At 38.7% G+C, this 19,881-nt stretch carries 21 protein-coding genes and 1 tRNA gene; 18 read left to right on the top strand and 4 right to left on the bottom strand.

Features of this window, described 5'->3' with window-relative positions:
- Positions 1-62: 62 nt before the first annotated feature.
- On the top strand, positions 63-1,685 hold the full coding sequence (locus tag BUB71_RS03360) for a hypothetical protein (RefSeq protein ID WP_073151962.1): 1,623 nt from the start codon (positions 63-65) through the stop codon (positions 1,683-1,685).
- Between the two features lie 117 nt (positions 1,686-1,802).
- On the opposite strand, the gene BUB71_RS03355 is transcribed toward BUB71_RS03360, so the two are convergent.
- Positions 1,803-2,339, bottom strand: coding sequence for a DUF420 domain-containing protein (locus tag BUB71_RS03355; protein WP_073151959.1), 537 nt, complete (start codon positions 2,337-2,339; stop codon positions 1,803-1,805).
- Between the two features lie 166 nt (positions 2,340-2,505).
- Here BUB71_RS03355 and BUB71_RS03350 point away from each other — a divergent pair, with 166 nt between their 5' ends.
- The 7 genes from BUB71_RS03350 (at position 2,506) to BUB71_RS03320 (ending at position 7,057) form a co-directional block, all read left to right on the top strand.
- Complete coding sequence (locus BUB71_RS03350) at positions 2,506-2,955, top strand: MarR family winged helix-turn-helix transcriptional regulator (protein ID WP_073151956.1); 450 nt, start codon at positions 2,506-2,508, stop codon at positions 2,953-2,955.
- Between the two features lie 29 nt (positions 2,956-2,984).
- Positions 2,985-3,818 (top strand): glutamate racemase, encoded by an 834-nt coding sequence (racE, locus tag BUB71_RS03345; RefSeq protein WP_073151953.1) that lies wholly within the window; start codon positions 2,985-2,987, stop codon positions 3,816-3,818.
- Positions 3,819-3,886: 68 nt separating this feature from the next.
- A complete protein-coding gene (locus BUB71_RS03340) occupies positions 3,887-4,915 on the top strand; it encodes a GerMN domain-containing protein (RefSeq protein WP_073151950.1) in 1,029 nt (342 codons plus the stop codon).
- A 116-nt stretch (positions 4,916-5,031) separates the two neighbouring features.
- A complete protein-coding gene (gene rph / locus BUB71_RS03335; RefSeq protein ID WP_073151948.1) occupies positions 5,032-5,778 on the top strand; it encodes a ribonuclease PH in 747 nt (248 codons plus the stop codon).
- A gap of 21 nt (positions 5,779-5,799) precedes the next feature.
- Positions 5,800-6,429, top strand: coding sequence for an XTP/dITP diphosphatase (locus BUB71_RS03330; RefSeq protein WP_073151945.1), 630 nt, complete (start codon positions 5,800-5,802; stop codon positions 6,427-6,429).
- A 2-nt stretch (positions 6,430-6,431) separates the two neighbouring features.
- The gene (locus BUB71_RS03325; protein ID WP_073151941.1) at positions 6,432-6,935 is read left to right on the top strand and encodes a metallophosphoesterase family protein; all 504 of its coding nucleotides are present in this window, start codon (positions 6,432-6,434) and stop codon (positions 6,933-6,935) included.
- A gap of 45 nt (positions 6,936-6,980) precedes the next feature.
- Positions 6,981-7,057, top strand: a tRNA-Arg gene (locus BUB71_RS03320).
- Between the two features lie 505 nt (positions 7,058-7,562).
- Here the strand turns inward: BUB71_RS03320 and BUB71_RS03315 are convergent.
- Complete coding sequence (locus BUB71_RS03315) at positions 7,563-8,450, bottom strand: LysR family transcriptional regulator (protein ID WP_073151938.1); 888 nt, start codon at positions 8,448-8,450, stop codon at positions 7,563-7,565.
- Positions 8,451-8,577: 127 nt separating this feature from the next.
- Between BUB71_RS03315 and BUB71_RS03310 the strand changes: the two genes are divergently transcribed.
- Together BUB71_RS03310 and BUB71_RS03305 are read left to right on the top strand one after the other, a co-directional pair.
- A complete protein-coding gene (locus BUB71_RS03310; protein WP_084730993.1) occupies positions 8,578-9,585 on the top strand; it encodes a YeiH family protein in 1,008 nt (335 codons plus the stop codon).
- 68 nt (positions 9,586-9,653) lie between these two features.
- Positions 9,654-10,154, top strand: coding sequence for an NUDIX hydrolase (locus BUB71_RS03305; protein WP_084730991.1), 501 nt, complete (start codon positions 9,654-9,656; stop codon positions 10,152-10,154).
- 3 nt (positions 10,155-10,157) lie between these two features.
- On the opposite strand, the gene BUB71_RS03300 is transcribed toward BUB71_RS03305, so the two are convergent.
- Positions 10,158-10,634 carry a thermonuclease family protein gene (locus tag BUB71_RS03300; RefSeq protein WP_073151932.1) on the bottom strand — a complete coding sequence of 159 codons (477 nt, stop codon included), beginning with the start codon at positions 10,632-10,634 and terminating at the stop codon, positions 10,158-10,160.
- Positions 10,635-10,770: 136 nt separating this feature from the next.
- On the opposite strand from BUB71_RS03300, the gene BUB71_RS03295 reads away from it, so the two are divergent.
- Positions 10,771-11,337 carry a UbiX family flavin prenyltransferase gene (locus BUB71_RS03295; RefSeq protein WP_073151929.1) on the top strand — a complete coding sequence of 189 codons (567 nt, stop codon included), beginning with the start codon at positions 10,771-10,773 and terminating at the stop codon, positions 11,335-11,337.
- Between the two features lie 37 nt (positions 11,338-11,374).
- Here the strand turns inward: BUB71_RS03295 and BUB71_RS19380 are convergent, their stop codons facing one another.
- Entirely contained in the window at positions 11,375-11,512 is a 138-nt protein-coding gene (locus BUB71_RS19380) for a hypothetical protein (RefSeq protein WP_175552268.1), read from the bottom strand.
- Positions 11,513-11,797: 285 nt separating this feature from the next.
- Here BUB71_RS19380 and BUB71_RS03290 point away from each other — a divergent pair, with 285 nt between their 5' ends.
- The 7 genes from BUB71_RS03290 (at position 11,798) to lonB (ending at position 19,820) form a co-directional block, all read left to right on the top strand.
- Positions 11,798-12,202, top strand: a complete 405-nt coding sequence (locus tag BUB71_RS03290; protein WP_073151926.1) for a hypothetical protein — start codon at positions 11,798-11,800, stop codon at positions 12,200-12,202.
- A gap of 81 nt (positions 12,203-12,283) precedes the next feature.
- Entirely contained in the window at positions 12,284-12,832 is a 549-nt protein-coding gene (locus tag BUB71_RS03285) for a hypothetical protein (RefSeq protein ID WP_073151923.1), read from the top strand.
- Positions 12,833-13,142: 310 nt separating this feature from the next.
- Positions 13,143-14,435, top strand: coding sequence for a trigger factor (gene tig / locus BUB71_RS03280; protein ID WP_073151920.1), 1,293 nt, complete (start codon positions 13,143-13,145; stop codon positions 14,433-14,435).
- An 87-nt stretch (positions 14,436-14,522) separates the two neighbouring features.
- Complete coding sequence (clpP, locus tag BUB71_RS03275; protein WP_073151917.1) at positions 14,523-15,119, top strand: ATP-dependent Clp endopeptidase proteolytic subunit ClpP; 597 nt, start codon at positions 14,523-14,525, stop codon at positions 15,117-15,119.
- Positions 15,120-15,125: 6 nt separating this feature from the next.
- Positions 15,126-16,388, top strand: coding sequence for an ATP-dependent protease ATP-binding subunit ClpX (clpX, locus tag BUB71_RS03270; RefSeq protein ID WP_073151914.1), 1,263 nt, complete (start codon positions 15,126-15,128; stop codon positions 16,386-16,388).
- A 520-nt stretch (positions 16,389-16,908) separates the two neighbouring features.
- Complete coding sequence (locus BUB71_RS03265) at positions 16,909-18,045, top strand: lipid II:glycine glycyltransferase FemX (protein WP_073151911.1); 1,137 nt, start codon at positions 16,909-16,911, stop codon at positions 18,043-18,045.
- A gap of 119 nt (positions 18,046-18,164) precedes the next feature.
- The gene (lonB, locus tag BUB71_RS03260; RefSeq protein ID WP_073151908.1) at positions 18,165-19,820 is read left to right on the top strand and encodes an ATP-dependent protease LonB; all 1,656 of its coding nucleotides are present in this window, start codon (positions 18,165-18,167) and stop codon (positions 19,818-19,820) included.
- Positions 19,821-19,881: the final 61 nt, after the last annotated feature.

Here is a 19,881-nt window from a genome sequence, read left to right as displayed (position 1 = left end):
CTTTTAGAATCTGTATGGTGAATCTTTTTTTACGTTAAAAATTTGCATAAAGGAGTATATCGATGCGCCTCTTTAAGAGGAATCAGGAAGAGATTTCGTTTCCGATAGCAGTTACTTTTCAGGATTCGCCAACAGGTCGATTGGTAATGATAGAGGAAGCATTACAAGAGAAGGATGAATTGAAGCCATTTTTTTGTATTGGATGTTTACAAATTGATGTTGAAAGTCGAATCGAAGTAATTCCAGTTGCCGGTAAGCATGCTAAATTTCGTCGAAGATCAAGTGAAGAACAACATTTATTAGGATGTCCTTATCAGAATCATGAAGCCCATATGATTCGTTTAGCAAAAGATATGAACCTCTCCATCCAAAAGAATACCCTCTTACTTCCCACAATCGCTTGGAAGCAGCCTTTGACATTTTTAGAAAGACCATTCGTAGAGAAACGATCTTATTTTACACAATTAGAGCTACAGAAATGGAATCAGTGGATACAGGAAGTGGGGCGTCATTTTCCTTATCTAACGCCACTCAACTCAAGCACGTTGAAGCTTCAATTTGCACATGATCAGCAGATATCGCTTCGACAATTAATTGACTATGATCCATTGAAAAATGAAGAACTTACTTTATTACTCTTTTTAGGTCATGTACAAGAAATGAAATGCGTTGGTCATCAATATATGGTCAAAGTTGTGGCTGAAGAATCAGAACAGGAAATAACCTGTTGGTTATCTTTTTCACGTTTTTTATATTCATTTTTATCGATTAATCAATTAGTAGGTCGTCGAATTGCTGTGACCGGATATGGTCAACGAGTAGATGAGAGTTCACTAAAAATAGAGATTTGGTCGATCCATCACCAACTAGCTTATTTAGGGTTGTTGAATACCCCAAGTTTAAACTCTTCTAATTATGATCTTGCCATTTACTTTCAACAACAATTATTTCAGAAAGGAATTGAGTATTTTTCAATATGCTTGGGAGATCCTTCATTTTCAAAAGAATATTTTTCTTCAGTATGGGAGAAAGATTATCCTTCTGCTGCTGAAATTGAGCAAGTCCAAGAGGAGCAGGTGAAAGGCTATCATGAGCGAGAACAAAAATTAAAAAAAGAACTTGAACAAGCAAATAGAGAATTTCAAGCAGCAAAAAGACGTTTTGAAGCGATTCAGGTCGCATTAAAAGAAGTGCCATTTCTGCAATGGCTACTCGGAAAGAATCGGCAGAGAAAAGCTGAGCGAGATGAATTAGAGCGAAAGTTACGAAAAGCAGACGAGAAGGTTTCTAACATTGAGTATAAGCTAAAAAAACAAAGACGGGATTTAGAGTGGAAGAAGCAAAAATTGGAGGAGCAAAAAAAGACGTGGGAAGCAGTTAAAAAAGGAATTGTTATGGAGCGAGAGCGCAAGACATGGTTTAAAAACAAAGTGTTATGGGAGATTCCAAGTGAACAAGATCAAGAATGTATGGTACTCGGTTTACAGATTCACTATGGTCTCCCTAATATTTCAATCGATATTGGATTTCAGTATTGTAAAAAAGAGGGTGATTTTTATATTCCGATCTTAAAACAGACAGAAAAAATCATATGTCATCTTAGTCAGTGTCAGAGTGTGGAAGAAATGATTGAACAATGTTGGGCAGAAATCTATCATAAGATCGAGCAAATGAGACATGCATAAAAGATGATGAACATATGAACAGGATGCACTTTGCATAGATATTTTGATTGCGAATGAAGAACTGTTTGGCATTCACCAAATGGTTCTTTATTTGATTCTTGGTACTTGTACGTCATATCAATAGTAAGGTGCGATCAATAAATATACGAGTACACCTGTAATGCTTACATAAAGCCAGATTGGCATTGTCCAACGGGCTATTTTACGGTGTCTTTCAACTTGCATATTGAGTCCACGTGCAGCAGTTAATAATGCCAATAAGACTGTAGGTGCTGCAAGGATGATATGTGTAATCAAAATAAAGTAATAGATGTATTTGAGTGGACCTTCACCGCCATATGATGTAGATTCGGCTAAGCTATGATAAGTCAGATATGTGATTAAAAACAGTGCAGTCGATGAAAAAGCGGCAAAAATAAATCGACGATGCATCTTAATATTTTTCTGTTTGATAAAAAAGAGAGCAGTGAGTAAGAACACTGTTGTGAAGCTATTGAAAATTGCATTTAACATGGGTAAGAAAGTAAGATCGAGATGTGAGAAACCGTTAAATTTAGGCATAAAGATTAGCACAACAATAATCAAATTAATTACAATAGTAAGTGTAACAATAAGCGGTGTATAGTTACGTTGCTTGATTTTTTGTTCGGACATGACAATACTCCTTTCAATTAGGCAGCTATTGAATAGTATATCGATCATTTTAAGAAGGGGATATTTTAAAAAACACAAACTCTTGACAATTCACCAATCCCGAAAGTGAATGGACCCAGTGACTGTGATATAATTTCTAACGATAATAGGGTAAAGGGGAACGATTGTGGAGACTAACAATGACACCCTGCATGTAATTTATGAAATCGAAAGTTATATACGAGAAATTAATAATCTATGCAGACTGAGAGAACGTGAAATTGTTGCTAGGCATGCGATTACTCTTCCGCAATTCAATGCCCTCTTACTGTTAAAGCAGGAGGGGCAAATGACAATCGGGGAGTTGAGCCATCGGATGAGCTTAGCTTGTAGTACGATGACCGATTTAGTGGACCGTATGGAAAAGAACAAAGTAGTCGAACGGGTGCGCAATCTAAAAGACCGTAGGATGATTCAAATCCATTTGCTGGAACGTGGTAATGAAATGATCAGACAGGTGCTTGAAGCACGTAGACAATATTTTACTGAACTCTTACAGTTGATACCAGTTCATCAAGTGGTAGCGATTCGAGATCATCTAAACTTGTTACATAAAAGTATGCATGAACAACAATAGAGCTTTTAATTTACTGAAAGGAGAAACATATGCAGCTAAACAAAGGCGAAAGAGCGATCGGTATTTTAGATTCAGGTGTTGGGGGTCTTACAGTCACAAAGGAAGTGATGCGTCAACTTCCACAAGAATCCATTTATTATTTTGGTGATCATCTCCGTGTACCATATGGTCCTAGACCAAAGGATGAGGTGCGTCGTTTTACAGAGGAGATTATCGAATTTTTAGCTCAATTTCCGTTGAAAGCAATTGTTGTTGCATGTAATACTGCTACAGCTGCAGGATTAACGAATGTGAGGATGAAGTATGACATCCCGATTTTAGGTGTAATCGATCCAGGAGCAAGAGCAGCGATTAAAGAGAGTAGAACAGGTAGAATTGGCGTAATTGGAACTGTTGGAACCATTCGATCGGGGGCTTATGAACGTGCTTTGAAGCGGATTCACCCTGGGCTAAAAGTTTATAGCTTGGCTTGTCCTGATTTTGTCCCGCTTGTTGAACAAGGATTACAGCACGATCTGAAGACAGAAGAGATTGTCAAACGTAGTCTACTACCATTGGCTAGCTATCAGCTGGATTCTCTCATTCTTGGTTGTACACATTATCCGATGTTAACAAAACCTATTACGAAGGCAATGGGCACCCATGTGGAGATTATTAGCTCCGCTGAAGAGACAGCAAAGGAATTAAGCACGATTCTGCAACATCAACAGATGCTCTCAAGTAATCCAAACCCAACTCATCATTTATTTACAACAGGTGATCCCATTGCATTTCAAAGTTTTGCAAATTCTTGGCTAGATCAACAGATGACTGTCGAGCATGTACAGCTACCTTCTTCCAAAAGATTATCAATGGTTGACTAAAAAATGATTCTAAATCCTTCTAGGGCTCGTATACATAAGGTAAAAACCTTGTCCTAGGAGGGAAGTTGATGCGTTTTCTTTTCAGAATAAGTCTTTGGAGCTTATTGATTGCTTTTGGCTTGTCGGGATGTTCTGTAAGTGAACAAAAAAACGCCAGAGCAATTGATCCACCGCCAAAAGAGGTAGAGCAAAAATATGAAAAAGAAGTGATGGCGCACAAAAATCCTGCAATTCGCAATGGAATGGAACTCTATTTTTTATCTGATACTAATTATGTTGTCCCATATTCGTTAAACATTCCTGCTGTAAAAGGGATTGCCAAAGAAGCGATGAAATATATGGTTCAAGATGGACCTGGTGAGAACTTATTACCAAAAGGTTTTTCATGTCTATTACCAAAAGGTACAAAGATCAACGGGATTGATATTCGAGGAAGAGAAGCTACAGTCGATTTTTCGAAGGAATTTTTAAATTATCGACCTGAACACGAAGAGAAAATTCTCGATGCTGTGACATGGTCATTAACTGGTTTCCCAACAGTTGAGAAGGTAAACATACGAGTAGAAGGGAAAAAGTTGTCAGTTATGCCTAAAAAGAAATCTTTACTCATAGGATTAACCCGAAACAGAGGAATCAACCTGGAGTTAGCAGAGGGTGTGAATATTACCCAAAGCATGCCTGTAACGCTCTATTTTGTTGGGCAAACAGTCGATAATCAAACGTATCATGTCCCTGTAACAAGGATGGTAAATCGGCAGAATAATGTGGCTCAAGTGACAGTGAACGAGCTGATTCGTGGTCCTATGCAAGGTTCAGACTTAATTGGTCCTATTGATGCTTCCGTACGCTTAAAACAGGCAAGCATAAAAGACCAAACTGCAATGGTTGACTTTAACGAGAATCTTTTGCAGTATGGAGGAAAGAATAGCGTTTCACAAGATGTAATGACATCGCTTCTATTTTCGATTACAGAGAATACAACGGCACAAAAAGTAAAAGTAACAGTAAATGGATCACAGGTCAATGTTACAGGGAATTCACGATTGATCAAACAGCCTGTGGAAAGACCCAAACAGATTAACCCAAGCAAACTCTAATCTTAGAATTGATTTCTTTGGCAAGATTGTGGAATGATGTTCGCTCATTCCTTTTTTCTTTGTCTTTTGGAAAATGGGTATGCTGATCGGGAAGAAATAGCAAGGAGGAAGAATCATTGTTAAGAAAAGATGGACGCGGCTATGAAGAACTGCGCAAGGTAGAGCTTACTCGAAACTTTATCAAAAATGCGGAAGGTTCCGTGCTCATTTGCGTAGGGGAGACGAAGGTGATCTGTACAGCATCAGTTGAAGAGCGAGTTCCTCCTTTTCTTCGTAACTCTGGTAAAGGATGGATTACTGCTGAATATTCAATGCTACCGCGCGCTACGCATACCCGAACGATTCGTGAGGCAAGTCGAGGTAAGCTGGGTGGACGTACGATGGAGATTCAGAGATTGATCGGCAGAGCTTTACGATCTGTTATTGATTTAAAAAAGTTAGGTGAACGAACCATTTGGATAGATTGCGATGTGATTCAGGCGGATGGAGGTACACGAACAGCTGCAATTACAGGTGCATATATTGCTTTGATTGATGCATTCACACCTTTAGTAAACAGTGGAACCATATCTGCTAATCTTGTGTCAGATTATTTGGTTGCGACTAGTGTAGGAATAGTTGACAATCAGCCGATGCTCGATCTTTGTTATGAAGAAGATTCGAGTGCTGTAGTCGATATGAATATTATCATGACGGGTAATGGAGAGTTTGTAGAGATACAGGGGACAGGGGAAGAAAAGCCTTTTTCCCAAGAGCAATTATTTGATTTATTAGCTTTGGCAGAGCAAGGGGCACGAGCGTTAGTGAAGATACAACAGGAAGAGCTCACAAAGACTGCCACTTGGCTTCCATTTGATAAATAAAATGAAGGAGAACATTGTTCTATGAAGCAAAAATGGCCTTTTTCTCAATTAATCATCGCAACTGGAAATAAAAATAAGATCAAGCAGTTTCAAGATTTGTTAGGACAAAGCTTGTCACTGGAAGTTGTAGGCATAGACCATTTTCCTGGAGTCCAGCCTGTGAAAGAGGATCAAGACACATTTGCCGGTAATGCCCGTAAGAAAGCAGAAGCATTGGCAGAAGAGATTAATGGTCCAGTTGTAGCTGACGATTCGGGGATCGTCGTTCCAGCATTAGATGGTCGCCCAGGCATTTATTCTGCTCGTTATGCAGGAATTGATGCAACTGATGAGGAGAATAATCGTAAATTAATAAGGGAAATGACTTCTTTGAGTCAAAAAGACCGTGCTGCATATTATGTTTGTGTGATGGCATTAGCCATTCCAGGAGAAACAACACAAGTTGTTGAAGGTAGATGTAATGGAATTGTGTTGACAGAAGGAAGAGGAACTGATGGTTTTGGATATGATCCACTTTTTTACATACCCAGTGAGGGAAAAACGATGGCTGAGTTACCTGCCACTAGAAGATACCAATTAAGTCATCGTGCCATTGCAAGCCAAAAATTACTTCAACAACTTGAAAGTCGATATGATTTTTCGGGGGTGTAAAAATGAAGTTATTAATTGTAAGTGATTCTCATGGGATGGCAGATCGACTGAAATCAATTGTTGATCAGGTACAACCTGAACATATCTTGCATTGTGGAGACTTTTGTACCGAACTCGAAGAATTACCTAAGCAATCGATAACATATGTTGAAGGAAACTGCGATTTTGCTAATGCTCCTCGTGAAACAATCTGGGAAGGAGAGGATTGGCGAGTTTTTTTAACACATGGTCATCGCTATCAAGTGAATACAACTCTACTTCCCTTGCGATATCGGGGTGAGGAGGAGCAAGCACAACTCATTTGTTACGGGCATACCCATATTCCATTTTGTGAACAGAACAATGGAATTCTAATCATGAATCCTGGTAGCATCTCCTCTCCAAGAGGTGGCTTCCCCTATCCAAGCTATGTGATTGCAGATTTACAACCAGCGCAAATTGATATTCATTACTATCGAGTAGATGGTCAACCTATTTCACAATTGGGTGGTCAATTTCAGAAATAAGTTATTGACAACTGCATAAGATATACGATAGAATAACTTTTGCTTGTCCCAGTAGCTCAGCAGGATAGAGCAACAGCCTTCTAAGCTGTCGGTCGAGGGTTCGAATCCTTCCTGGGACGCCAAAAACGCAAAAGCTTTGCTTGATGATGATTGTCCCATTTAAAGCTAAAAGATAGCTTATTTGAGAAGCAAAAAGGAACTCCTTATGCAGAGCATAGGGAGTTCCTTTTGTTGAGGTTAAGTTAATGAACTGCTCTATCTAATCACGATCAAATATGAAAATATTTCTATCCAAATTCGTCTAAGAGTACTCCCGCTTCTACAAGTGGTGAGATGAATGGGACGTGGTTCGGTATCCCTTTTGCGGGGATGCTTAGAACCGCTTTTTTTGTTAGAATAGTTGTAGCTCTTTGAAAACTGAAGATATGGGGTTGTTGCTGGAAAGGGTCAGTAACGTAAAATCTTCAACCACCCAGCTCACCGAAGTTGCGAAAACCAAGCGAAAGTAGGGAGCATAGCAGAGCATACTTTGTTTTCACCGCTGGGACGGCGGGTAGAGTCTGCTAAGATAACTGGACGTTGGTCTGGTGTTCGCAGGAATCTACCACCTCTGTAGGTCGTAGTAGTTCAACGTGTAGCTATATCTTGTAGTTGTTGCGTTAAAATCTCCACCGCTTTTGAATTTATAGCATTCTTTTTCATTTGTACAATACTTAAAGGTCTTTTAAGTGAAAAGTTATGGATTGGAATCTCTCGCAATACCCCGTTCTCCACTTCTCTGCGTACTGTTAACCTCGATAAAATGGCGATTCCTAAGCCAGCGATTATGGCTTCCTTGACCCCTTGATTACTGCTAAAAATAAAAGATTTTTTTACTCGTAGTTTAAAATGATTAATCAGATGATCTTCATAGTGACGAGTTCCGGAGCCTTGTTCTCGTAATATCCATACATGGTCATGTAACATAGTGGGCTGGATAGCAGGATGTGATGCCAATGGATGGGAGGGAGATACTAATAATATCAATTCGTCTATCATAAAAGTTGAAATGAGACAACCAGTATCCTGTACTTTTCCCTCCACAAGTGCCAGATCTAGTTGACCACCGGTTAGTTCATTCATGATCTGAGTTGTATTTTTAATCGTGACTTCAAGATCGACTAAAGGATATTGTTTTATGTATTTTTCCAATAAATAAGGAAGAATATATTCGCCAATGGTATAACTGGCGCCAACGTTCATTTTACCAGTTACTCGATTTTTTAATTGATCGATTTGCTCTTGTACTAGTTGATAGTAAGTGATCATTTTTTTGGCAGATTGATAAAGCAATTCACCAGCCGCCGTTACTTGTACATATTGAGGAGAACGATGAAATAATTTATTTCCAAATTCCTTTTCTAGATTCTGAATATGTAGACTTACGCTTGGTTGGCTAATATGAAGAAGTTTTGCAGCTCGAGAAAAATTTTTTTGTTCAACAACCGTTACAAAAATAAGTAGTGGTTCAAGCATTAGACCATTTCTCCTTGAGCATCATTAAGATTTTTAATCTTGATCATAGAAAACATATATTTCCAATGAATCATTTTGTTCCTTATCATGGGTTATAAATCAAAAATGATAAGGAAGTGACTACAATTTGCGTCAAATCAGTTTACCAAATACATCAATAAAAATAGGTTTTATGTTAGGGATTTTTGTTACTGCTATGCTTGCTTGGATCTCCAATTGGTTAGGTACTTTCTCATATCTACAAGTAGTAGGCGCCCCGATGCTTGCAATATTATTAGGTATGAGCTTTCGTACCATTGTTCAGTTTACACCTGAAATGTTAACAGGTAGCCAATTTGCCAGTAAAACGTTACTTCGTTTAGGCATTGTATTACTTGGTATTCGCTTTGATTTTTCTCAGTTGATTACTTTAGATAGCTATACTTGGTTTTCGATCCTTTGTGGGGTATTGTTTGCTTTGCTAATTGTCATTAGTATTGGATATCTTTTCAAATTAAATAAAAATGTCAGCTTGTTGGTTGCTTGTGGGACTGCTATATGTGGAGCTGCTGCTGTGGGAGCAATCGCTCCCCAAATCAGAGCAAAGCAGCAGGAAGCAGCAATAGGTGTCGCAACTGTAGCTTTATTAGGGACTATTTTTACACTTTCGTATACGATTTTATATCCTTGGTTAGGACTTACTAATGGTGAATATGGATTATTTGCGGGTGCAACTTTACATGAGGTCGCACATGTCGTTGCCGCTACCCAATCTCATGGAAGCAAAGTGATGGATTTGGCAATCTTAGTGAAGTTAATCCGTGTTTTATGTCTTATACCTCTGTCGATTCTGCTTAGTTTGTGGTTTTCAAGAAAATCGGCACAATTAGAGAGGATCAGCTTGAAGAAAATCCCTATGCCATGGTTTGTGTTTGGCTTTTTGTTGGTTGGCATGATTCATTCTTGGATCGACATTCCCTCGTTTTTAACCCATATCATTTTGTCAGCTGCATATTTCTTTATTGCAATGGCAATGGCGGGGTTGGGGCTGCAAGTAGAATGGTCATCTTTCCGTAAGTTGGGAGGGCTTGCTCTGCTGGTAGGAATGATCGGTTCATTACTCTTTGCCCTTTTTTTTCGGTTGATCATCAAATGATGATTCCATCAATTATGATGATCGATACACTGTGAGTAAGAACGAAAAGAAGGGGCGTGAGGGGAAACATGATGCAATCACAAGGAAAAAAACCAAAAATATTGTTTACCCTCTGTTTTATCACTTGTAATGAATCAATTTTAATGCTAAATCGTCAATATCCGCCATGGATGGGGAAGTGGAATGGGCTTGGTGGAAAAATTGAACATGGAGAAACTCCACAGAAGGGGATTATCCGTGAAGTTTGTGAGGAATCAGGTATTTTGTTACCATCTGTTACTGATAAAGGAATTGTCCGTTGGACAGATAATGGCGTTGAGACCGGAGGCATGTATCTTTATCTTGCTATCATGCCAAACAATCAACAGTTAAAGACACCTCAAAAAGTTGCAGAAGGGGTGTTAGATTGGAAATGGATTTCTTGGGTTTTGCATCAAGAAAATCAAGGAATTGCAGACAACGTTCCCTTTTTTCTACCAAAAATGCTTTACGACTCACGTCGATACGAGCATTTTTGTAGCTATGAAAATGGAACAATTGCTAATTTTCGTTCTAAGTTAATGCGTTAATAATCAACGTAGACGCATAATGCGTTTCGGTTGTGGATTATAAAAGCCACGTTGCGTAACATAATTTTCTCTAGACCAGATATTTCGCTTCTTTTCTTTAGCTTTTCGCTCCGCTTCCTTATAGTCTGCGGAGTATTTGTATTCAGCAAATTCAAACGCATATCGAGCTAGACCCTCATCGAGTAAAGCTAGATTGACATTCTTTCCATCAGCAAATAGATGAGCCAAAAGACGTCCATGGTTATCTCGTTGTTGAGAGTCAAATTCTAGTTCAATTGTTTCAGCTAATAATAGTTCATTTTCTAGAAAAATTTTAGCTTCAAAGGCATATGGGTCTGGAGACGAGTCTTTCAGTGAATAATTCATTTCAGGTGAATCGATTAGCAACAGTCGAACACGTTCACGTTTTCCATGCCAGTTTACAACGATCGTATCTCCATCTGTCACGGTTAATAGTTTGACTCTTTCACGTTGATGCACTTTCATCTCTCTCCTACACTCTCAGTTCAACTACTCTATTATAACATATTTGAATTCTATGAAATTCAATCTGATGTATGGCTGAGGATGGAAAATCTCTATAATGAAACAGAGCATAAAAAAGGAGCGACAGCATATGAAACAGCGAATGATTGTTGGAATTAGTGGTGCTACTGGGATCATCTATGGAATTAAGTTGCTTAAAACACTGAAAGAACTAGGAATCGAGACGCATTTGGTTATTTCAAAAGCTGCGGAAATGACATTGCATTATGAAACAGATATGACAGTAAAAGAGTTGAGAGGGCTTGCAGATATTACTTATCCGATTCAAGATGTTGGAGCTGCAATTGCAAGCGGGTCTTTTCAAGCAATGGGGATGATCGTTGCTCCCTGCTCTGTGCATACGTTGTCGGCAATTGCTAATAGTTTATCGAATCAACTACTTGTTCGAGCCGCAGATGTTACACTAAAAGAAAGAAGAAGGCTTGTACTATTATTGCGGGAGACACCTTTCACCATAGGCCATATTAAAAATATGTTAGCAGTTACTGAGAATGGTGGGATTATTGCACCTCCAGTACCTGCTTTTTATACAAAGCCAAGTTCCCTCGATGAAATGGTAGAGCATACTATCGGTCGCGTATTAGATTTGTTTGGAATTGATACTGGGAAGCTGCATCGATGGGGAGAGGAATCCTAAATGGAGACGAAACAGGGCCGAAAGTGCCCTGTTCATTTTAATAGGTCATCCAAGTATGTCCGCAAGCCCGGCAGACACGCCCTCCACCAATGTCTTTGCGGACATCACTACTATTACATTTGGGGCAATATTCAGTCGTAAATGGGCGAATAAATTTTTTTAGCTTCCGTTTCATTATTGTCACCTCTAAATATTGTATTTTAAAATTGAATTGAACTCTTTTATTATTATAACTCAATAAAACATTATTTATAATATGTTCATACTGTAGAAAAAACCTACATTTTGGTTAAGAGTCAAATGAAAATAACATTTGTTTACAAGAAGAAATGGCTTGCCATGCAGCCTGAACCTTTGGCAAAATGCAAATTTTGACTCCCAGAAATGAAAACCTTTTTATTTTGTCTACATGTTACTAATATATTTTCTTTTATTTCAGAAGGAGGAGTAGAGTTCGAGAATGTCTTATGATTCGGAGGTATTAAAAACCCAGTATTTATATGAATCGGTCTTTGAAATCATGAATCAAATCGAAGAGATCATCAACGACCATTTGTTTGAATCAAATCATGTTCCGACTACATCACCAATGGTTCTACACTTGATACAATATATGAAAAAAAATAATGAGAAAATAAAAGAACATGTAATGAAGCGATATAGGGATCGGAATAAAAATACAAGTACTGCACTAGGATATCATATACAAAGCGATTTTATTGAAGTTTGTAACTATTTGCTTTTTTATATAGAAGAATTTCAACAGGAATTGTTACGTTGTCGATTGCGAAAAAAGCTGTTAGAAACAGAGGATGTAAAAATAAAAAAATTGATTTTTTCAAATGAGGTTCGTCTTCCTAGTTGAAAAACAGGTACCCAAAATGCATCCGAGATCGTTTATGCTCATTCATGGAGAAATAATATCATCAAAGACCCAGATGGAAAGTTGTTTCTTATTGACTGGCAACAGGCGATGATGTCGGACCCTGTAGCTGAACTTGTTTTTCATTTGGAACGAATGAACTATAAAGAAGATGAGAAGCAACAGTTTACCAATCTCTGGTTTCAACGAATGCCAGAGCAATATACACGTAATGCGGAACAAGATATAGAGTCCTATACCATGTATGAGATGGTAAAATCAGCGATTATTGATACAGTTCGTATCCAGCAAAGTTTTGAACAAGGTCTAGTCACAGAGGCTGAATTGGATAAGCAAATTCAAGCATTTACAGTGAAGTTTAATCGTGCTCGGGCATATTGGAGGAAAAAACCACTTCTATGGACTGAAGTGAAGCAACATTTTGTGGAATATAATCGATCAAAGGAGAAAACGGAAAAACCGTTGTTTTTAATCAAAAATGAAGCATCGAATCGTCTTCCAATTCAGCAAGGATCAAAATCATTTAAGATGTTCAAATATCCATCGATTCAAAATGCCTCTTTATCCGTCGATCGATATTTGAAACAATTTTATGGGGTTCACTACCTTTAATTATCCAGGCCTATGGAGAAACAGGTCATTTTAACCCTGCTCGACCTAGACAAAAAAAACGTCTACCTCCTCCTCATTTTGAGGTAGTCGGTGATTTACTCACTAGAACAGAACGAAAATTAAAACGATCAAGTCGTGGTCCATTCCTTGATCGTCCTCGGAATCGGTTTCGTTAAAAATCCAAAAAATTCTCCCCTAGATCACTGATTGAAATCGCCTCTTCCTGTGTTATAATAATTAAGTTGCAAAAGAGCGGCATTCCATGGACAGTTGATCCATATGATTAGATATAGCAGGAGGTTACTTCGAAATGAAGGCAAGTTGGGAAAAAACTGAGAAAAATCGCGGAGTTCTCACAGTTGAAACTGATATTGAATCCGTAGCAAACGCATTGGATCAAGCATTTAAAAAAGTGGTAAAACAGGTAAATGTTCCTGGCTTTCGTAAAGGGAAAGTGCCACGTCCTATCTTTGAACGACGCTTTGGAGTAGAAGCGCTCTATCAAGATGCAGTAGATATTCTCCTTCCGAAAGCGTATGAGGAAGCAATTGATGAAACAGGTATTGTTCCTGTAGATCAGCCTGAAATTGATATTGAACAGATTGAAAAAGGAAAAGCCTTTATTTTTCAGGCAACTGTTACTGTAAAACCAGAAGTAACGCTTGGTGAGTACAAGAACTTAGAAGTACCGGAAAAAGATTTCTCTGTATCTGATGAAGATGTAGAAAAAGACCTTGAAAAAATGCAAAAACAACAAGGCGAGCTTGTTGCAATCGAAGAGGGAGCTGTGGAGAACAGTGACCGAATTATCTTTGATTTTGAAGGTTTTATTGATGGGGAAACTTTTGAAGGTGGATCAGCTGAGAGATATAACCTTGAGATAGGTTCAGGTACCTTTATTCCAGGATTTGAAGAGCAATTAATTGGATTGGAAATTGGTGGAGAGCGCGATGTAAATGTTGTGTTCCCTGAGGATTATAATGCCGCGAATTTAGCAGGAAAAGAAGCACTATTTAAAGTAAAGTTACATGAAATAAAGCGTTTAGAACTTCCTGAGTTAGATGATGAATTTGCGCAAGATGTGAGTGAATTTGATACTCTCGGGGAATTAAAAGTGGATATCCGCAATCGACTCGAAGAAAATGCAAAAAAACAACAAGAAGAGTATACTCGTAATGAGTTAGTTCAGGTAGCTAGTGAAAACGCTGAAGTAGAGATTCCACAAGTGATGATCGATAATGAAGCTGACCAACGATTGCATCAATTTGAACATCAACTTAGTTATCAAGGCATGAACTTGGATATTTATACACAGTTTACAGGTCAAAGTCGCGATGATCTGAAAAAGCAATTTATAGAGGAAGCTGAAAAACAAGTTCGTTCAAACTTGGTCTTAGAAGCGATTGGTAAGGCTGAAAAGATCGAAGTAAGTGAGCAGGAAATTGAAGACGAAATTGATCGAATGGCAAAAGAGATGAGTCGAGAAGTTGACGAGATCAAAAAATTGCTTGAAGCACAGGGTGGAACTGAACCTTTAAAAGAACAATTACTGATTAAGAAAACAATCGATTTACTTGTATTAAGCAGTAAAAATACGGCATAATGGATATATGGAGGGAGAGGAGCTAGGCCTGTTAGGAGTACATGCCTAGCTTCTTAAACCCTAGCCGACTCGAAAGAGGTGTCTCACATGCCTGTGGTGCCAATGGTTGTGGAGCAGTCAAATCGAGGTGAACGTGCTTACGATATTTATTCAAGACTGCTAAAAGATCGGATTGTGTTAATTGGGAGTCCGATAGATGATAACATATCCAACCTTGTAGTAGCCCAATTGCTTTTTTTGGCTGCTGAGGATTCGGATAAAGATATTCAGATGTACATAAACTCTCCTGGCGGCTCTGTCACGGCGGGATTGGCAATTTTTGATACAATGCAATTGATAAAACCAGATGTATCAACAATTTGTATCGGTTTGGCAGCTAGTATGGGTGCTTTCTTATTGGCAGCAGGTGAAAAAGGAAAGCGTTTTGCTTTGCCAAATAGTGAAGTCATGATTCACCAACCTCTAGGAGGTGCTCAGGGTCAGGCTTCAGACATTAAGATTCATGCGGATTGGATATTACGTACCAAAGACCAACTGAATCATATTCTTGCCGACCGAACGGGTCAACCGATTGATAAAGTTGCTCAAGATACGGAGCGTGATTACTTTATGACCGCAGAGGAAGCGAAGGCATATGGATTGATTGACAAAGTAATCTCACGTACCGGCATGCAAAAGGGGTGATCCATCTTGTTTAAATTTAGCGAAGACAAGGGTCAATTAAAATGTTCTTTTTGTGGTAAATCTCAAGATCAAGTTCGTAAACTCGTAGCAGGACCTGGAGTTTATATTTGTGATGAATGTATCGAACTATGTAATGAGATTGTGGAAGAAGAGCTAGGAAGTGAAGAAGAAATTGATCTTAAAAACCTCCCTAAACCGCAAGAAATTCGGGAGATTTTAGATCAATATGTAATTGGGCAGGATGCTGCCAAAAAGTCTCTTTCTGTGGCAGTTTACAACCATTATAAGAGAATTAATACCTCGACAAAGATGGAAGATGTTGAGCTGCAGAAGAGTAATATCTTAATGCTGGGACCTACGGGTTCAGGTAAAACGCTGTTAGCGCAAACTTTGGCCAAAATTCTAAATGTCCCGTTTGCTATTGCAGATGCTACATCTTTAACTGAGGCAGGTTATGTTGGTGAAGATGTGGAAAATATTCTCCTCAAACTGATTCAAGCTGCCGATTATGATGTGGAAAAAGCAGAACGAGGGATTATTTATATAGACGAGATTGATAAAGTAGCACGCAAGTCTGAAAATCCTTCGATTACACGTGATGTTTCAGGTGAAGGTGTTCAACAAGCTCTACTCAAAATTTTAGAGGGAACGGTAGCAAGTGTTCCTCCTCAAGGTGGACGAAAACACCCACATCAAGAGTTTATCCAAATCGATACGAGCAACGTTTTGTTTATTTGCGGTGGAGCTTTTGACGGGTTAGAGCAACTGATTAAGCGACGTTTAGGTAAGAAAGTGATCGGTTTTGGTTCAGACATGGAGCAAACTGAATTAAAAGCTGGTGAATTTTTGTCAAAAGTACTGCCTGAGGATTTGCTTAAATTTGGTTTAATCCCAGAATTTGTTGGGCGCTTACCCATTATCTCCACATTACAACCATTAGATGAACAAGCTTTGGTTAGAATCTTAACAGAGCCGAAGAATGCTTTGGTCAAGCAGTATAAAAAGCTCTTGGAAATGGATAATGTGGAGTTGAAAATTGAAAATGAAGCATTGAAATTAATTGCAAATGAAGCGATTCAACGGAAAACGGGCGCGCGTGGGTTACGGGCGATTATTGAATCGATTATGCTTGATGTTATGTATGATTTGCCCTCTCGTGATGATGTAACAAAATGTACTGTGACTAAAGAGACAGTCCAAAGAAAGGCTGCTCCTAAGTTGACAACACATGAAGGTCGCGTTATCAATCCAAAAGAAGAGAGTGCGTAAACCTGTCAGACTTACGAAAACTCCAAATGATGAAAAAAGAGGTTAAAAACATTTGGATAGGGATAATTTTGGTGAAGTCAATATTTCGCGCCGGAGCGGAATAATGCTCCTAGACCCGAATTTCTAGGCGCTTTGAAGACACGTTAAGTGTAGCGAAGAATAGGTGTTAGTACTGTTTGCACTCTCCGTTCACCAGTTTCGCTAAGCAACTAACGCTGTAAATTATTTACTATGACGCGCATAGCCGAGTTTATACCATCCTGAGCGAGCAGATGTGGCGTTTTGTAAACACTGCTCAGCCCAAAATGGATCCGAAGCGTGAAATATTGATGGAGCTATTCATTTGTCTACATGCTTACATCTGCTATTTAGCAGATGTTTTTTTTCGCCATTCAAAATGACTCGTGTTACAATAAACTTGTTGCAATTTTCACGATTGATCATTAGATATCTCAATTTATATGATTTTATTTCTATTACTTGAATGAGTAGTAACAGCATCGAATTGGAGTGAACTCGTTTGTTAAAAATTGAATTAGTTGATCGTGATCCATATATTCAATTTGTCGAAAAGCATCCATTGAGAAATTTTTTACAGTATCCATCATGGTCTGATTTGAAGACAGAATGGAAATGGTCAAGTCAATTCGTTGGTTGGTTTAACCAGCAAAATCAGTTAGTTGGAGCAGCAAATATATTGTATCGGAAAGTACCTGGATTAAATAAATATTTGGCTTATATCCCACGTGGACCTCTGATCGATTGGTTTAGCGATTATTCCCTTCAAGAATGGTTTAATCCGTTGTTTAATCATCTAAAAAGATCACATGCTTTTTCGGTTAAGATTGATCCACCATTGATTCGAAAAAGATGGACAGCAGAAGCAATTCGTGAACATCTCAGTCAATTTCGTAAATATCGACTGAAAAATAAAAAGCTGACAGATATTTTACCCTCTGAAGTATTTCATGAGGTAGAATACGTACGTCAAGAGTTAGCTGCAATGGGTTGGAAGTTAAACCCAGCGATAGATAGCTTTGATACAGTTCAACCGCAATTTGTCTACCGTTTATCAATGAAGGGAAAAACATTAGAAGAAATTTATAATGATTTTCATCCATTATGGCAGGAAAGAATATTTCAAGCTGAAAATGAGGGAATTCAAATTGAATTGGGAACTGAAGATGATTTGCCAAACTTCCATCAGATGATGGTAAAACAGGGAGAGCGCGAGGGTGAACACATTCGGGAACTAGACTATTTTATGAAAATGTTTGAAGCATTAACTTTTGAAGATCCTCATCGACTTAGGCTATATTTAGCCAAACAAGGTGATCGTCTCATTTGTGCATCCTTAGCGATTCGTGTGGAGGGTCATACATGGGATATTTACGGTGTACAAGGTGAAGATACTTCAGTTGAGTTGGCTAGTATATTATTAAGATGGAAAATGATTCAAGATGCGCATCAGATGGGTGATCAAATATTTGATTTTCGAGGGGTAAGTATTGGTTTGGATGAACAAGATGCAGATTATGATCTATTAAAATTTAAATTAGGTTTTTCTGGAGAGGCTTGCGAATTGATGGGAGAATGGGACTTTCCGGTTATTCCTATGCTACATTGGGCTTTTGATATGTATATGAAACGTCGTTAATAAGTCAATGAGATCACGGTCATACTATCTCTGAATGAAAGTGTAAAGCTAATTTCTTGAATAAGCTCTTTCTCATGTAGAACATGATATTCTTGAAATTTGGAAGGGATGGGGCCGTGATGAATTGGACAGCGATGGTGATTTTTATTCAAATTTTCTTCTCCATCGTGATAGGCATTTATTTTTGGAGTTTATTACGCAATCAACAATCAAGTCGAAGTGCGATGGATCGCGAATCACGTCGTGAATTGGACAAATTGGCACGAATGAGGAAAATTTCATTGACAGAGCCACTTGCAGAAAAAACACGACCTGCCACGATCGATGATATCGTGGGACAAAAAGAAGGAATACGTGCATTGGAAGCAGCATTGTGTGGCTCTAATCCTCAACATGTTTTAATTTATGGTCCTCCTGGAGTTGGTAAAACAGCAGCCGCTCGCGTCATCTTAGAGAAAGCAAAGCAGAAAATACATTCACCTTTTGATGATCAATCATGTTTTGTAGAAATTGATGCCACGACTGCTCGTTTTGATGAACGAGGAATTGCAGATCCATTAATCGGTTCTGTTCATGATCCAATCTACCAAGGAGCTGGTTCTATGGGCATGGCCGGAATCCCACAACCAAAACCAGGGGCGGTCACGAAAGCACATGGTGGAATATTATTTATAGATGAGATTGGTGAGCTTCATCCGATTCAAATGAATAAGTTATTAAAAGTATTGGAAGATCGTAAAGTTTTTTTTGAAAGTGCCTATTATAATGCAGAGGATAAACAAACACCTAAGCATATTCATGATATTTTCCAAAATGGATTACCTGCTGACTTTCGTTTAATTGGTGCTACCACACGAACACCTGATGAAATTCCACCTGCTATTCGATCACGTTGCATGGAGATTTTCTTTCGCCCATTATTAGCTACTGAGATCGAGCAAATTTCTTGTCAAGCGTTAGGGCGAATTTCATTTCCCTATGAACGAGCAGCAATTGAAGTAATCAAACGTTTTGCCAATAATGGCCGTGATGCTGTCAATATGATTCAAACTGCTGTAGGTTTAGCTTTGGCAGATGGTCATAATCGAGTCACTGCTACTGATATAGAATGGGTTGTGCATAGCAGTCAGCTCTCTCCAAGACCAGAAATGAAGATTCCTTCACATCCACAGGTTGGATTTGTAAATGGTTTAGCTGTTTTTGGACCCAATATGGGCATGATTATTGAAATCGAAGTAACTGCCACTCCGACAACGAGTGGACAAGGAAGTATACAAATTACTGGGGTTGTTGAAGAAGAAGAAATGGGGGGCGGCAGCCGAACACTTCGAAGAAAAAGTATGGCGCGTGGATCAATCGAAAATGTATGGACAGTATTACGTAAATGTGGTCTAAAACCTGAGGATTATCATATTCATATTAATTTCCCAGGTGGCTCTCCCATTGATGGTCCATCTGCGGGAATAGCGATTGCAACAGCCATTTACTCCGCCATTCAAGGTGAACCAATTGATCATCAATTGGCAATGACAGGAGAATTAAGCATTCATGGACGAGTAAAGCCCGTAGGTGGAGTAATCGCAAAGGTGGAAGCAGCATTAGCCGCTGGAGCGAAGCGCGTCTTGATTCCATATGATAATCAACAAGCAATATTTCAAACGATGAAAGGAATTGAAGTGATACCTGTTCAAACCTTTGAGCAAGTACTCAAGCAAGTTTTCCCTTGCCCTTCTTCATTTCCAGCTGCGTATCCCCCTCTTTCGCTGGGGCATTAGTCAGAAAGCTTCTTCTCGAATGTATGATGACATAGTATACTTGAAGTTGGATTGGTCTTAA

The organism is Seinonella peptonophila, assembly GCF_900129355.1.
In the GTDB taxonomy this organism is placed as follows: Bacteria; Bacillota; Bacilli; order Thermoactinomycetales; family Thermoactinomycetaceae; genus Seinonella; species Seinonella peptonophila.
Note: the sequence above shows the minus strand (reverse complement) of the source record. Positions and strands in the feature narration are given on the sequence as shown.